This is a genomic window from Hoyosella sp. YIM 151337, assembly GCF_026041215.1.
Taxonomy (GTDB): domain Bacteria; phylum Actinomycetota; class Actinomycetes; order Mycobacteriales; family Mycobacteriaceae; genus Hoyosella.
In genome coordinates this window covers 95,190-110,738 of record NZ_JAPEIQ010000043.1, presented here as the reverse complement: position 1 = coordinate 110,738, position 15,549 = coordinate 95,190, and the positions used below count along the sequence as shown (strand labels likewise).

Annotated in this window: 14 protein-coding genes; 9 read left to right on the top strand and 5 right to left on the bottom strand. The window is 62.8% G+C overall.

From position 1 onward, the window contains the following. Positions 1-10 precede the first annotated feature (10 nt). The 4 genes from ONR57_RS20870 to ONR57_RS20855 form a co-directional block, all read right to left on the bottom strand. Positions 11-1,435: an aspartate ammonia-lyase gene (locus tag ONR57_RS20870; protein ID WP_265125635.1), complete on the bottom strand. Its 1,425-nt coding sequence runs from the start codon at positions 1,433-1,435 to the stop codon at positions 11-13. A gap of 19 nt (positions 1,436-1,454) precedes the next feature. Then, complete coding sequence (locus ONR57_RS20865; protein ID WP_265125634.1) at positions 1,455-2,618, bottom strand: M20 family metallopeptidase; 1,164 nt, start codon at positions 2,616-2,618, stop codon at positions 1,455-1,457. Then, positions 2,615-3,295, bottom strand: a complete 681-nt coding sequence (locus tag ONR57_RS20860) for a DUF1028 domain-containing protein (RefSeq protein ID WP_265125633.1) — start codon at positions 3,293-3,295, stop codon at positions 2,615-2,617. Before ONR57_RS20860 ends, ONR57_RS20865 begins: the two co-directional genes overlap by 4 nt. Positions 3,296-3,407: 112 nt before the next feature. Further along, entirely contained in the window at positions 3,408-4,328 is a 921-nt protein-coding gene (locus ONR57_RS20855) for a LysR family transcriptional regulator (protein ID WP_265125632.1), read from the bottom strand. Between the two features lie 209 nt (positions 4,329-4,537). On the opposite strand from ONR57_RS20855, the gene ONR57_RS20850 reads away from it, so the two are divergent. The 7 genes from ONR57_RS20850 to ONR57_RS20820 are packed head-to-tail and all read left to right on the top strand — an operon-like array spanning position 4,538 to position 13,247. Further along, entirely contained in the window at positions 4,538-6,658 is a 2,121-nt protein-coding gene (locus ONR57_RS20850; protein WP_265125631.1) for an FAD-dependent oxidoreductase, read from the top strand. A gap of 7 nt (positions 6,659-6,665) precedes the next feature. Beyond that, positions 6,666-8,159 (top strand): aldehyde dehydrogenase, encoded by a 1,494-nt coding sequence (locus ONR57_RS20845; protein ID WP_265125630.1) that lies wholly within the window; start codon positions 6,666-6,668, stop codon positions 8,157-8,159. A gap of 33 nt (positions 8,160-8,192) precedes the next feature. Then, a complete protein-coding gene (locus tag ONR57_RS20840; RefSeq protein WP_265125629.1) occupies positions 8,193-9,596 on the top strand; it encodes an APC family permease in 1,404 nt (467 codons plus the stop codon). Next, positions 9,593-10,141: a DUF3156 family protein gene (locus ONR57_RS20835; RefSeq protein ID WP_265125628.1), complete on the top strand. Its 549-nt coding sequence runs from the start codon at positions 9,593-9,595 to the stop codon at positions 10,139-10,141. Before ONR57_RS20840 ends, ONR57_RS20835 begins: the two co-directional genes overlap by 4 nt. 18 nt (positions 10,142-10,159) lie before the next feature. After that, complete coding sequence (locus tag ONR57_RS20830; protein ID WP_265125627.1) at positions 10,160-11,146, top strand: cytosine permease; 987 nt, start codon at positions 10,160-10,162, stop codon at positions 11,144-11,146. After that, the gene (locus ONR57_RS20825) at positions 11,143-11,592 is read left to right on the top strand and encodes a cytosine permease (RefSeq protein ID WP_265125626.1); all 450 of its coding nucleotides are present in this window, start codon (positions 11,143-11,145) and stop codon (positions 11,590-11,592) included. The genes ONR57_RS20830 and ONR57_RS20825 overlap by 4 nt, the downstream gene beginning before the upstream one ends. Positions 11,593-11,597: 5 nt before the next feature. Next, a complete protein-coding gene (locus tag ONR57_RS20820) occupies positions 11,598-13,247 on the top strand; it encodes an amidohydrolase (protein WP_265125625.1) in 1,650 nt (549 codons plus the stop codon). Between the two features lie 145 nt (positions 13,248-13,392). Here ONR57_RS20820 and ONR57_RS20815 read toward each other — a convergent pair whose 3' ends face one another. Beyond that, complete coding sequence (locus ONR57_RS20815) at positions 13,393-14,259, bottom strand: helix-turn-helix domain-containing protein (protein ID WP_265125624.1); 867 nt, start codon at positions 14,257-14,259, stop codon at positions 13,393-13,395. A gap of 148 nt (positions 14,260-14,407) precedes the next feature. Here ONR57_RS20815 and ONR57_RS20810 point away from each other — a divergent pair, with 148 nt between their 5' ends. Next, a complete protein-coding gene (locus tag ONR57_RS20810; RefSeq protein WP_265125623.1) occupies positions 14,408-15,304 on the top strand; it encodes an alpha/beta hydrolase in 897 nt (298 codons plus the stop codon). Positions 15,305-15,383: 79 nt separating this feature from the next. Beyond that, complete coding sequence (locus tag ONR57_RS20805) at positions 15,384-15,509, top strand: hypothetical protein (RefSeq protein WP_265125622.1); 126 nt, start codon at positions 15,384-15,386, stop codon at positions 15,507-15,509. Positions 15,510-15,549 lie beyond the last annotated feature (40 nt).

The window sequence follows — 15,549 nt, the reverse complement described above, 5'->3', positions numbered from 1 at the left end:
CGTTAGCGTCTCAGAACGGCTGGGTGAGGTTTTCGGGCCGAAGGATCTCCTCCAGTTGCTCAGGGGTAAGCAACCCTCGTTTGAGCACCAGCTCTGGGACGTCGAGCCCGGCTTCGAGCACGTCAGCAGCCAGCGCGGTCGCGGCCTCGTAACCGATGTGCGGGTTCAGCGCCGTAACAAGTCCTGCTGACTTCGCGACCGTCGCACGCATCCGGTCCACGTTGGCGGTGATCCCGAGCACGCACTTTGACTCGAGAGTGCTGCACGCCGCCGTGAGGTGTGTCAGCGACTCGAACAAACTGTGCGCGATGATCGGCTCGAATGCATTCAGCTGAAGCTGGCCTCCCTCAGCCGCCATGCTGATTGTGATGTCATTCCCGATAACTTCAAACGCCACCTGGTTAACGACTTCCGGGACGACAGGGTTGACCTTGCCCGGCATAATGCTCGAACCTGCCTGCACCGGCGGCAGATTAATTTCGCCAAGCCCGGCGCGCGGACCCGACGACAACAAGCGCAGATCACTGCAAATCTTCGATAGTTTCACCGCGGTGCGCTTGAGCACGCCAGAAAGCTGGACGAACGCGCCCACATCTTGGGTGGCCTCGACGAGGTCACTGGCGGTGGTCAGCGGCAGGCCCGTGATGCCGCAGAGCTCGGCGCACACCGTTCGCGCGTACTCACGGTGCGTATTGAGGCCCGTCCCTATCGCGGTGCCCCCGAGATTGATCTCAGTGACCAGTCGTGCCGCCTCGGCGAGTCGGTCCGCGTCCTCTCGAACCATCACGGCGTAACTGCCGAATTCTTGCCCGAGAGTCATCGGCACTGCGTCCTGCAGTTGCGTGCGCCCCATCTTGATGTGGCCGCGGAACTCGACGGCCTTTGCAGCGAACGCTGACGCGAGCTTCTCCATCACGCTGCGCAACCGCTCGACGGCAAACTGCACCGCTATCTTGATGGCGGTCGGATACACGTCGTTGGTGCTTTGCCCTTTGTTGACATGCTCGAGGGGATGCAGGTGCGCGTACTCGCCCCGGCCAAATCCCAGCAGTTCGAGACCGCGATTAGCGATGACTTCATTGGCGTTCATATTCGTCGACGTCCCGGCACCGCCCTGGATGACATCGACAACGAAGTGCTCGTGTAACGCGCCCGCACGAATTTCGTCGCAAGCCAATGCGATCGCGTCAGCCTGCTCGTGGCTGAGTAAACCCAGGCGACAATTCGCCGCTGCCGCCGCAGCTTTCACGCAGGCAAGCGCGCGCACCAAGTCGGGGTACCGTGCGATCGCTGTGCCGGTAATGGTGAAATTCTCCACTGCCCGCAATGTGTGAATACCGAAGTACGCCTCTGCGGGCACGTCACGCTCGCCGAGAAGATCATGTTCGCGCCGGACCTCGCCGACAGACATGGCCTTGATGGGTGAACTTGTCATTGCAACGTCTCCGGTTGTTTCAGGCATCACTGTTGAGCAAACGCGCTCGGACAGGAGCATTGGCCGCCGCGTCTAGCAGCGTCAGCGCGAGCGCGCACGCCCCGTCGATCGCCGCGCGTTCAGCGGCGACTGAGGCCGCGGCGGCGGCGAACTCAGGCTGATGATTAACGGCCGGCAGCGAGTCAATGCCGATGTAGGGATGGATTGCGGGAATAACCTGGGAAACGTTGCCCATGTCGGTGGACGCCCGGTTCATCAATGAGTCGGGGCCCGAGCTGAAACGTCTGCCGAGTTCTGTGGCTCGCGCGGAGTAAAGGGCGAGAAGCTCTTCGTCGTTGCGGAACTCAGCGTACGGCTTGCTTTCAGGTTCGATTGAGAGTTCGCAGCCCGAGGCGAGAGCACCGGCTTCAAAGCACCGGTTGACGCGGGCCTCTAGCTGCGTCAGCGTGGAAAGCGTCGCCGCCCGCACGTACCAGCGTCCCTCGGTTCGCTGCGGGATGACGTTGGGTGCTTCGCCGCCGTTAGTCATCACCCCGTGGACGCGCGATCCGGGTGGCAGTTGTTGCCGCAGCAGCCCGATCGCGACTTGTGCGACGGTGAACGCGTCGGCGGCGTTGATTCCCCGATCTGGGTAGGCTGCCGCATGGGCGGCTTTACCGTCGTACCGAATGTGGTTGTGCGCTACCGCATATGGCTCCGCACGCGCCACGTCGACCGGGCCTGGATGCACCATCGCAGCTGCGTGCACACCCGCGAATGCGCCGCGTTCGAGCATCTCGATCTTGCCGCCACCCCCCTCTTCGGCGGGTGTCCCCAACACCGTCAGGGAGACGCCGAGATCATCGGCCAGCGGCGCGAGCGCGAGTGCGGCACCAACCGAGATCGCCGAGATGATGTTATGCCCGCACGCGTGCCCGATGCCCGGCAGCGCGTCGTACTCGGCGCACACCGCAAAGTGCAGGGGGCCTGATCCGATGCGCGCGGCGAACGCAGTGGGCAGGCCAGCGAGTTTCTCTTCGACAGTGAATCCCGCGTCGTCGAGGACACTGGCCACTCGCACGCAGGACCGAAATTCTTCCCAGGCGGTCTCCGGGTGCGCGTGCAGATCGTGCAGGAGATCGAGCTGCTGTTGTTCTGCGCCACGGACGGACGCTTGGATCACCGCATCAGCTGAGGTAGTCACATGTCCCCCGGAACGCCGTAGGTGGGTGCGCCGGAGGGGTCGAGGCCGCGCAGGCGGTAGTCCGCTTTCTGCGGTCCCCACACCTGCCAGAGGCGCCGAAGTTCACCGACCGGGTCGTCGTGCCAGTCGACACGCAGATCAGTCACCGGCCAGGGCACGTCTTCCACGACGACCAGCCCGGCCGAATGTACGGGCCCTGCCTCACCTCCGGCCTCCAGCGCCGCCGCGAGCCCGTCGAGCAGACGGCTCTCGAACGTCTCTCCTGATGAGGACGTGTATCCGAAAAGCAGCGCCGTTATGACGCCTTCACTGCGAAGCATGTTTCCGGCAGCAGCGGCGCTTTCCGCTTGGATCTCGTGCCGGATACCCAATGCTCGTTCACCGGTGTGGATCGCCGTCGCGCCGCTCGGGCCAACAATGATGAGCTGCCGATAGTCCGGAAATCGTTCGTGGTCCAGCACCGATTTCAATGCTTGTTCGGCGCCCAGACCGCTTGCTAGTGCGTCAAGTCCGACACGGCCGAGATGCGGGTTGGTGACGTTTTGCGAGGCAACCGCGCCCACACCAGCGCGCAGGTGCGCACACCGTGAAGCTACGGCTGGACTGGAAGAACAGATCACCATGCCGTATGCGGGAGCGGCCCCAGAGTTATCCCGAGCCACGAGCGAAAATGTCATGACGTCCCCTCGCTGTTCGTTCTGCTATGTCATCAAGCATGGGAAGCCAGCGGGCGATCTGTAAAACACGGATTATCGTGGAATAGAATCTGAAATTCAGATGTGGCGGGGATCAGCTTTCTTGCGGTACACCAAAGATCCTCCGCGCCGCAGCTGCCACCGCGCGGGCACGCGCGGTGCTGCGCACACCCTGCAGCCGAGCAAGCACAATCGGCAGCGCCGGCGCATCCCCATCAATGGCGACTACGCTGACCTGGCCGCCGTCATATGTTTCGTTGTGCACGGGCCGCTGATTGAGAATCGAGAAGCCATGTCCCCGCGCAACGAGGCCGCGCACCGTCTCGTAGCTGGCCGAGCGATAACGAATGTCGGGCACGACGCCTGCAGCCACCAAAATGGACTCGAAGTAGTCGCGGCTATCCGGCAAGTCGAGCAGGATCATTGATTCGTCGGCAAGCTCCTGGAGCCGAACCGAAGTGCGATCCGAGAAGCGGTGTTCACGCGGCAGGATGACGTGCGGTTCCGCGAACCCGAGAACCTCCGTCTCCACCCCCGGCCCGAGAGCGAGATCATAGGTGAGCGCGAGTTCAGCCGCGCCGTTGCGCAAAGCAGTGCGAATGGCGTCGGCCTGCATCTCCGCCACCTGCACCTCAAGATTCGGGTGCGCAGCACCCACGTCCGAAATCAATCGGGGCAGCACGAACGGCGTGAGCGTCACAAAGCATGCGAACCGCACCGTGCCCCGAACGGTATGCACGTGGCCGCTCGCGGCATCAAGCACCTCACCAAGATGCGCGAGCAGAGCGGTGGTGTCGCGCAGCATCTCCTCCCCAGCTGCGGTGAGAACCAGCCCGCGCGCACGCTGCCGGATGAACAGCTGGGTGCCGATTTGCTGTTCAAGCTGCGAGATTGCTGCCGAGACCGCGGACTGCGCGATATGCAATTCCTCGGCCGCCCTGGTCATGCTCGAGTACGTGGCCGCCGTCACGAAATAACGGAGCTGTGTGAGTGTCACGTCGGGCCGACGGCGCATTTCTCGTCCCTCCACTGGCGGAAGTGGTCATCTACCACTATAAATCTGTATTTCTGATGCAGATCAACTAAAACGACGCTTTGACTGTTGCCAATGTAGGGCAAACAATTGACCTAACGGCGTGAGTTGCCTCACATGATGCCCGGAGCGCTCACGCCGCACAGCCCCGCCGGCGACGGCATCAGTCGATCAGCTTCCAGGAGCACCCAATGCGAGACCCCCGGTACGACATCCTCTTCGAGCCGGTCAAAATCGGGCCAGTGACCGCCCGGAACCGATTCTTTCAGGTGCCGCACTGCAATGGCATGGGATACCGCGATCCCTCCGGCGAGGCCTACATGCGCCGCGTTAAGGCTGAAGGCGGATGGGCCGTCGTCTGCACCGAGCAGGTGGAGATACACCCGACCTCAGACATCGGGCCCTTCATCGAACTCCGGCTCTGGGACGACCAGGACATCCCCGCCGTCGCGCGGATCGCCGAGAAGATTCACGAAGGCGGTGCGCTCGCCGGAATCGAACTCGCGCACAACGGCCTCAACAGCCCGAACCTCATCAGTCGCGAAACACCGCTGGGGCCACAAAATCTGCCTGTTGTGTCCTGGAACTACGACCCCGTCCAGGCCAGGGAGATGACCAAAGCAGATATCGCAGACATGCGTTTCTGGCACCGGGAAGCAGTACGCCGGTCGATCACCGCCGGCTACGACATCGTCTACGTGTACGCCGGACATGCGATCGGCGGCCTGCACCACTTCTTGTCGCGCCGCTACAACAACCGGTCGGACGAGTACGGGGGCAGCCTCGAAAACCGGGTACGCCTTCTTCGTGAGATCCTCGAAGACACCCGCGAGGAAGCAGACGGAAAAGCAGCGGTCGCCTGCCGCATTTCGGTAGACGAACTCCTCGGTGACGAGGGCATCACCCGCGCCGAAATCGAAGACGTCATCGGCATGCTCGGTGAACACCCCGATCTGTGGGACTTCGTACTCGGCAGCTGGGAAGACGACTCCGTCACCTCCCGCTTCGGCCCCGAAGCCGAGCAGGAACCGTACGTCCGCGGACTCAAGCAGCTCACCACCAAACCGGTCGTGGGGGTGGGCCGTTTCACGTCACCAGACATGATGGTGCACCAAGTCAAAAGCGGAGTGCTAGACCTCATTGGCGCTGCCCGGCCGTCAATTGCTGACCCCTTCCTCCCCCGCAAGATCGAGACGGGGGACCTTGAAGACATCCGCGAGTGCATCGGCTGCAACATCTGCGTCTCCGGCGACTTCACCATGTCCCCGATCCGCTGCACCCAGAACCCGACGATGGGTGAGGAGTTCCGCCGCGGCTGGCACCCCGAGCGGATCCGCCCCAAGTCCAGTGACTCCACCGTCCTCGTCGTCGGCGCCGGGCCCGCCGGGCTTGAAGCAGCCCGCTCACTCGGCAACCGCGGATACTCGGTCAGCCTTGCGGAAGCAACCCGAAACCTCGGCGGTCGCGTGGCACGCGAGTCCCAACTGCCGGGTCTCTCAGCCTGGATCCGCGTCGTCGACTACCGGCTTCAGCAACTCGAGAAACTCAGCAATGTCGACATCTTCCGGCAGAGCGAGATGACAGCGGACGACATCATCGAGAACGACTTCCAGCACGTCGTCGTCGCCACCGGATCGAGCTGGCGCCGGGACGGAGTAGGCCGGTGGCACACGCGACCGATTGACGTCGCTGAAGGGGCCGAGGTGCTGAGCCCTGACGACATCATGGCAGGCCAGCGTCCGCGCGGACCGAAAGTCGTCGTGTTCGACGACGACCACTACTACATGGGCAGTGTGGTCGCGGAACTTCTCGCGAAGGAGGGCCTCGACGTCACGCTGATCACGCCAGCCGCACACGTGTCACAGTGGACGACTAATACGCTCGAGGTCGCCCGGGTGCGCAAGCGCGTTATCCGCGCCGGCGTAACAGTGCTGACCAACACCGCAGTCACCGCAGTGACCCCCGACGGCGTGCGCACCGCATGCGCCTTCACCGGCGACGAATCCACCGTCACTGCCGACAGCATCGTGCTCATCACGGCGCGGCTGCCACATGATTCGCTCTACCACGAACTTCAGGCGCGCCAGTCCGAATGGGCTGCCGCAGACCTGAAAAGCGTGCGGGGCATCGGCGACGCCTGGGCACCGTCGACGATCGCCGCAGCAGTCTGGTCCGGCCACCGTTACGCCGAAGAACTCGACGAACCGCAGCCCCTCGGACCAGTGCCATACCTCCGCGAAGTCGCCGAACTCGCCGAAGAACCCGTCACCTATCTCCCGATTACACCGGTTCAGCCGGTCAGCAACTACTAGGAGCGACATGACCGAGCCGAGCACCCTTGCCGAATGGCAACAGCGCGCAGCCGCCATCGAGCCCCGCAGCGACCTCTACATCCACGGCAAGTTCAGTCCCGCCGAATCTGGCGGCACGTTTGAGTCGATCAACCCCGCCACCGGCGACTTGCTAACGCACGTCGCGTCCGCCGGCCCTGTTGACGTCGACAAGGCAGTCCGCTCGGCACGCTCGGCATTCAACAGCAGGCAGTGGTCCGGCGCCTCACCCGCGCACCGGAAAAGTGTCCTGCAGCGCCTGTCCAGTTTAATTCTCGACAATCGCCATGAGCTGGCCCTGCTGGACAGCATGGACATGGGCAAACTTGTCACGGATGCGCTCACCATCGACGTGCCCTCCGCGGCGGAACTCTTCGCCTTCTATGGGGAGGCGCTCGACAAGATCAGTGGTGAGGTCGCACCAACCGAGCCAGGGAATCTCGCGCTCGTCACCCGCGAGCCACTCGGCGTGGTCGGCGCTGTCACGCCGTGGAACTTCCCGCTCGACATGGCGGTGTGGAAACTTGCCCCCGCACTCGCGGCCGGCAACAGTGTCGTGCTGAAACCGGCCGAGCAAGCATCGCTTTCAGCGCTCCGGCTCGCCGAAGTGGCGACAGAGGCGGGCCTCCCTGATGGGGTGCTGAACGTCGTCACCGGGCCTGGCGAAATCACAGGCAAAGCGTTGGGCCTGCACCCCGATGTGGACTGCATCGCGTTCACTGGCTCCACCGCGGTCGGGAAACTGTTCCTGCGCTACGCCTCCGAATCGAATCTCAAACAAGTCTGGCCCGAATGCGGCGGCAAAAGTCCCAACCTGATATTCGCTGACTGCGCTGACCTCGATGCTGCCGTGGCCGCGGCATGCGGGGGCATCTTCGCCAACCAGGGCGAGGTGTGTTCAGCGAACTCGCGCTTACTCGTCGACCGGTCGATCCACGACGAGGTCCTGACAAAGATCACCGCAGCGGCGCGCGAGTACGCACCCGGCGACCCCCTCGACCCAGCTAGCCGAATGGGTGCGATGGTCAACGAAGACCACATCCAGCAGGTTCTTAGCTTCATCGAAGAGGCCCGCAACTCCGCCCGGCTCCTTACCGGCGGCGCCCGGACCTATGTTGATGGGCGGGGCTGCTTCCTCGAACCGACCGTGTTCGCCGACGTTGACCCAGCCAGCCGGATCGCGAAGGAAGAAATCTTCGGACCGGTGCTCTGCATCACCCCGTTCGACAGCGAAGCGCACGCGATCGAACTCGCCAACGACAGCGTCTACGGCCTCGCGGCCTCCGTGTGGACAGCAGATCTGTCGCGATCACTGCGAGTATCCGCTGCGCTGCGCGCGGGCACGGTTTCGGTCAACACCGTCGATGCGCTCAGCGCACAAACCCCCTTCGGCGGGTTCGGCCAATCTGGTTTCGGCCGCGACCTGTCGCTCCACGCCCTCGACAAATACAGCGGGCTGAAAACAACCTGGATCAAACACTGATTCAGACCCGCACCCTGAAGGGATCTGATCGTCGTGACCACACCCAAACTTGAGCGTGCCCTGGGGTTTTGGGGCGCCCTCTTCACCGGGATCGGCCTCGTTGTCGCCGCCACCACACTAACCACTCTGGGCAACGGCTTCGGCCTCGGTGGGCCGGCGTTTATGGTAGCGGCCGGGGCCGCACTCCTCATCATGATTCTCATCGCCTTCTCCTATTCGGAGCTGGCGAACCTCATTCCGGGTGCTGGCATGATCGGCGCCTACACCGCGCCCGCACTCGGCCGTGGGCCCGCGATTTTCGGTGTTCTAGCCGGGTATCTCGTGCTCGTCGCAACGGTGGAACCGGCGAATCAGTTCGTCGGCGGACTCGCCGCCCAATCGCTCTTCCCTGCCATCTCACCAGCGCTGTTCGCTGTCGTGGTGACGGTGCTGTTCTGCGTCATCAACTTGCTGGGGGTGCGTTCATTCGGCCGGGTCCAGGCGATTATCACAGGCTTGATGATGCTTGTTCTGATCGGATTCGGGCTTACGGGACTCCTTGAACTCGGGGGCGGCGTCACCCAGACCGATCCGATTCCGTTTAACCCCGCGGGGTGGGTGGAAGTCGCAAGTCTTATTGCGATGGGCATCTACCTCTTCATCGGAATCGAGTTCATATGCCCCATGAGCGAGGAAATCCGGCGGCCCGGCAAAATTATCCCCCGAGCGATGATCGTCGGTCTGGTGACAGTCTTCTGCGTCGACATGCTGTTCGGCTTCGCCGCCCTGAGGTACGTCGGACTCGACGAACTCGCAACCTCCGCCATACCGCACCTGCTTGTTGCCGAGGGAATAGCCGGCCACGCAGGGCTGCTTATCCTCACCGCCGCAACAGTTCTCGCTGCTGCCAGCTCCGTTTCGGCTATCCTCGCCGCTGTCCCCCGGATGCTGTACGGCCTCGCCCGCGACGGCATGCTGCCCCGCATCTTCGCGTGGGTGCACCCGAAGTTCCACACCCCGTGGGTAGCTGTGTTCGCCGTGACGGCGGTGATCGTTACCTCGATCGTCACGATCGCCGACAGCGGGTCGATCCTGACGCTTATTCTCATCGCGACCGTAATGTGGCTGCTCTCATACATTCTCGCGCAGGTCGACGTCGTAGTCCTGCGGCGCCGCTACCCTGATGCGCGTCGCGGATTCCGCACCCCGCTTTACCCATTGCCACAGGTGGTAGGGATCGCGATGTGCCTGTGGATGATCGTCAACATTCACCCAGATCCAGAGATGCGAACCACGATCTGGATCGGCTCCGGTGTCTGCGCGGCGCTCATCATTGGGTATGCGGTGATCTGGCTGCGAGTGGTCAAGAAGGTTCCCTTCTTCACGCCGACTGCCTTGCCGGAGGCGTTGCCCGCGGACGAGGAACCAGCGGCTGCGACTCCTGGGAGCGTCCGATGACGATGACAATGTCCCGCCCGACTCGGCTCGATGCGCAGGCATTCCCCTTCCAGCAGGCCGGAATGACCGTCACAGAGCGCCAGCCCCAGCGCCTGCGGTTAGCCGATGCCACCTACCAGGTCACCCTTCAGTTCCGGGTGCGCCGCATGCTCCTCGGCCGGATCAGCCAATTGCAAGCCGGGGCGATCGTCCCCACTGCCCGCGGCCCCGAGCAACCGTGTGTGCTCGAACTCAAGGTCACCGGTTCGAAGGAGCGCCGCTTTCAGTGGAAGCCATCCAGCGACGAAGCCAGCCCCCTCACCTCCCCGCTGACTGGCCCCGCGCTCGCCGCGCTTGTGCAGGCAGTGGATCTGACCTCCTGCACAGTCACATGGTCACCGCAACACAAGGAATGGCGGATCTGCGTCGAACCGTACGCGGCAGCGCACCTGCGGGTGTTTTTCCCGCCGATCAACTACAACATGGCCGTGACGCAATCCGAAGCCGGTCTGATCGTCAACGCGATCGGTGAACTAGCGAACTTACTTCACACCGACGCAGCTTAGCCCCTCGGAAGGAACTCAATGAAGCCTCTCAGCGCTTCGTCAGAGAAGCCACGCGCGACCTCTAGTCTGCTGGAGCGTCACACCATCGGACCAATTCCGCTCGCTGAGCGGCACGGCTCCGGCAAAGGACTGTTCGGTATCTGGCTCGGCATCAATATGCTGCCGCTCACTGTCGTGACGGGTGCAATCTCCACCGTTCTCTTTGAACTCCCGTTCTGGTGGGCTTTCGCCGCGATCGTCATCGGTAACCTCATCGGCGGTGTCTTTATGGCCCTGCACGCCGTGCAGGGTCCGCAGCTAGGTGTCCCGCAGATGCTGCAAGCTCGCGGACAGTTCGGCGCCAGAGGAGCCGCGCTCATCGTCGCCATCGCACTCGTGATGTTCGTCGGCTTCTTCATCTCCAACCTCGTGGTGGGCGCGCAGGCTCTCCATCAAGTGATTCCCGCGCTGAGCGTCACCGCCGGCATCTGCATCGCCACGACGATCAGCCTGACCATCTCGATCTTCGGCCTCAAACTGATCCGTGTCGTTGTGACGATGTGGGCGCTGATCATCGGACTCCTGATCGTCGCGTCGCTCTTGTGGCTAGGTTTTTCCGGTTTATCCGGCACAACGCTCTCCGGAGACTTCAATGCGGTGGGCTTCTTCTCGGTCATGGCGATCGGAGCTGTGTGGCAAAAAGCTTATGCCCCATATGTTTCGGACTATTCCCGATACCTTCCCGCTGGAATCGGATCGCGAGGCGCATTCTGGGGCACCTATGGCGGCTCGGTGCTGAGCACCGTGCTTGTCATGAGCCTGGGCGCCCTGGTAGGTGCGGCCCTCCCCGGCAGCGAACCGATGGTCGGCCTCGGCACCCTCCTCGGTGGCCTGGGTGTCTTTGTACTGATCGCCTTCGCGCTAGCATCTGCAAGTACCAACGCCGGAAACATTTATTGCGCGATGCTCAACGCCCTTACCCTTGGAGAGACGTTCCGTAAAGGCTGGTTACCCAGTGAGTGGTGACAACCATCGCGCTGCACGCTGTGGGACTGACAGTCGCGATCGCGGGGCAGGGTGACTTCCTCGTCGGTTTCAAGAACTTTATTCTGCTGCTGCTGTACGTGCTTGTGCCGTGGTCCGCGATCAACCTGGTCGACTACTTCCTGGTCCGTCACGGAGACTACGACGTGGCAGCGTTCTTCGCCGCCGATGGCGGCCGCTACGGCTACTGGAACTGGACGGCGCTGGGCGCTTATCTGCTTGGCATCGTCGTACAGATTCCGTTCGCGGTGACCTCGCTGTACACAGGACCGCTGGCAACAGTGCTAGGCGGTGTTGACGTCGCCTGGATTATTGGGCTGGTCGTTTCGGGCGGTGCCTATTATATGCTTGCCACCCGGCATACGCCCGCGCACCGCAAACCAGCACCCGAGGAGCCCCTGCACGCAGAATCGGTCTTGGTGAGGTGAGAAAGATGGACGCAGACACCATTATTCGCGGCGGTAATGTGTTCGGAGCCCCGGCGATTCGCGAGCCCGCAAGCGCCATCGCGATCACGTCCGGCCGAATCGCTGCAATCGGCGGCGATGAGGTGCTGGAACTGTCAGGGCCAAGGACAGAAGTCATCGATGCGGCCGGGGGAACCATCATGCCTGGCTTCCAGGACGGCCATGTGCATCCTTTGGAATCCGGACTTCGCAGACTGCGATGTGACCTGTCTGAGCTACCGCATTCTCGCGACGCGTACCTGCAGCGCATCAAGGCATACGCCGCAACGCACGACGACGACTGGATAACCGGGTCCGGTTGGTACGGCGATGCATTTCCCGGCAGCCTGCCAACGCGCCACGACCTCGACGAGGTCGTGGCGGACCGGCCCGCAATCCTCGGGAGCCATGACGCCCACGGGGTGTGGGTGAACAGCCGCGCTCTCCAGCTCGCGGGAATCACCGATACCACCCCCGATCCGCCCGGCGGCCGAATCAACAGGGACGAGAACGGTTCAGCAACAGGGGTTCTCGTGGAGGCAGCTGCTGATCTTGTGGCGCAGCTGGTTCCGAAGCCCTCTGCCGAGCTGATGGAGCGCGCGCTGCTCGAGGCTCAACAGCACCTCCATTCGCTCGGTGTGACTGCCTGGCAGGACGCGATCATCGGCTCCATGTGGGGCACCCCGGACAACCTGCCCACCTATGTGAGCGTGGCGGAGAAAGAGCAGCTCACGGCTCGCGTTGTCGGCGCTCTATGGTGGACTCCCGAGCGCGGTCTCGCGCAGATGGACGAACTGCGTGCACGCCGAATGCTCGGACAGTTCGAACGGTTTCGGGCCACAAGCGTCAAAATCATGCAAGACGGTATCTGCGAGAACTGCACTGGCGCGATGCTCAGCCCCTATCTCACGTCTCACGGCCCTGCAGATCAGAGGGGTATGTCGTTCATCGACGCGGACGAACTGCGCCATATTGCTCAACTCCTTGATGCCGATGGCTTCCAGATCCACTTGCATGCCGTTGGCGACCGGGCAGTGCGCGAGTCGCTTGATGCGCTTGAATACGCCCGGACCGCAAATGGGATCACCGACAACCGTCATCAAATCGCGCACGTCGATGTCATACACCCTGAGGATGTTCCCCGGTTTGCGGAACTCGGCGTGATCGCCAACATCCAGGCGCTATGGGCGCGTCGAGACGCCGAAATCGTCGAGCGGAAACTGCCGCTGCTTGGCAAGGAGCGTGAGAAATGGCACTTCCCATTCGGCTCCCTGGCACGCGCGGGCGCACGACTCGCGATGGGCAGTGATTGGCCCGTGACCGACCCCAATCCTATGTGGGCGCTGCATACCGCAGTACACCGGACTGCGCCGCCCGAGGACCCCCACGCTGTTGGTGTGGAGGCATTGACTGTCCCCCTGGAAGCCGAGCAAGCACTCGATCTGCGCACCGCACTAGACGCCTACACAATCGGTTCGGCGTATGCCAATCACCTCGACACCGAATCGGGAACTATTGAGGTCGGCAAGCTCGCTGACATCGTTGTCCTTGATCAGAACGTTGTGGCGACCGAACACATCAGCGCTATAAAGCCGACTCTCACGATGGTGGGGGGCGAGGTTGTGAGCAGTCGTTGATCTGCTCGCTTTTAGCGGCTGCAGAAGGAAATGTATAAGAATGGAACGCTGCGGCTGGACGAGCTGATCACTAGTCGGTACTCGCTCGACGAGGTTCCTAGGGGGTTTGACGACATGAACGCTGGTCGTAATCTGCGGGGCGTTGTCATGTTCTAGGATGCGTCAGTTGTGCCAGGCGCTGCTGGGTTGGTGACCCGTCTTCAGCGGAGTTGAGTACGAGTTGTTGTTCGGGTGCTCCGGAGTAGCGGAAGATTTCCCAGTCGAGGGTGAGTTCACCAACGACTGGATGGTTGAGAATTTTAGTCCCGAAGTCTTGGCGGGCGACATTGCGCGCTGCCCACCACTGCCCGAATTGGCGATCGGCGATGGTGAGGTCGCCAACGAGGGCGGAGAGGGCGGGGTCGGCAGGGTTCGCGGCAGCCTCACGGCGCAGGATCGCAACGCAAGATCGGGCGACCGAAGGCCAATCGGCGAAGAGCTCGCGCATCCGGGGGTCTGTGAAGATGAGCCGGACGTAGTTCAGTTCGCGGGGAGACATCTGGTCAAAGTCGGCGTATACCTTGGTGGCCAGCGAGTTCCAGGCGAGGATGTCGGTGCGCGGCCCGAGCACTATGGCGGGGGTTTCGGTGAGCTGGTCGAGCAGACGGCGTACCTGTGGGCGGACTCGGCTCATGCCGGTGCGGTTTTGTGCCGGGCGGGGTGTAGATCGGTGCGCTGCGTGATCTGCCAGGCTCACGAGATATTCGGCCTGGTCGGTATCAAGTTGCAGAGCGCTCACAAGTGCCTCTAGTACGGACTCGGAGGGCGCGAGACGTCCCTGCTCGATGCGGGTGTAGTAGTCGGTACTGATCGCGGCGAGCTGCGCGACTTCCTCGCGCCGCAGCCCACTCACCCGTCGGCGCTGGTCAAGATCCGGCAGTCCCACATTGGGCGGAGTGAGCTCGCCCCGGCGAGTTTTAAGGAAAGCTCCGAGCTCACGCAGGTGTGGTGCGGGCTGTACCGTGCTGGCCATGTTTCAAGGTTAGCTTCGGCGCTTCATCCATCCTGGGATAGTTCTTTCCCAGGATGAGTTTGTGCCTTCATAGGTCCCGCGGTGGCGCAGAGACTTGATGTCACGCGATCCGGTAGACGGATCGAGAGCCCCGACCACGGAGGTAATCATGACTATCAAGTCCGATGTTCGATTCGTCAGCAGCAATCTGCAGCTTGCCGGGCATCTTTACACCCCGGATGAGGCCGAGGGACGGCTGCCTGCGATCGTTGTCGGCCACCCAATGACCGGTGTCAAGGAGCAGACCGCGGGGCTTTACGCTGAGCGGCTGGCCGGGCTGGGTTTCGTCACGCTGGCGTTCGACGCCGCGTATCAGGGTGAGAGTGAGGGTGAGCCGCGGGGCCTGGAGGATCCGTTCCAGCGTGCGGAGGACTTCCGCAGCGCGGTGACGTACCTGAGCACCCGCGCGGACGTGGATCCGGAACGGATTGGTGTGCTGGGGATCTGCGCTTCCGGTGGATATGTTCCATTTGCTGCGCAGACCGATCACCGGATGAAGGCGGTCGCTACCGTCAGCGGCGCGGATGCCACGAGCTTCTTCCGTGTTCCGGACCCGGACGGGTTCGCGAAACTGGTTGAGCAGGCCGGTGCCGCCCGGATTGCCGAGGCCAGGGGCGAGGAGGTCCCCATGGTGCCGGTGCTGCCCGACGCGGTGGACGATTCGACACCGAAGGCAGTGCGGGAGTTCTTCGACTACTACAAGACCCCGCGAGCACAGCACCCGCGCTCGATCGGCAAATTCGCGTTGCGCAGTGTCGACCAGCTTGATCAGTTCGATGCGTACGCCGGAGTCGGGAAGATCTCACCGCGGCCGCTGCTGATGATCGCCGGCACCGAGGCCGAGACAAAGGGCTTCAGTGACGGTGCGGTCTCCGCTGCCGGGGAAACCGCCGAGCTGTTCGAGATCGACGGCGCAACCCATGTGGACCTGTATGACGTCGAGCAGTACGTCACCCAGGCGGTAAACAAGCTCAACACCTTCTTCGCCAAGCACCTCGCCCCGTAGTTGCCAGACATGCATCACGGAGGCTCCTCGTCCCGGTAGCAAGGAGCCTCCGTGTCCACGTGTAGGGGGAACGAACGCGGTGCCCACCCGTCTAAGCGGCGTCGCGGCGATAACATTCTGCCCCGACGATCTCGTCACCTGGAAGAAGGAGATCGCTGACCTCTCTGGGTCGCGTTCGCTGGCATCGCTAAACAATGACGACTGACGGATCCGGTCCAGCCTCCCTCGCGCGCTAAGAGGGCACG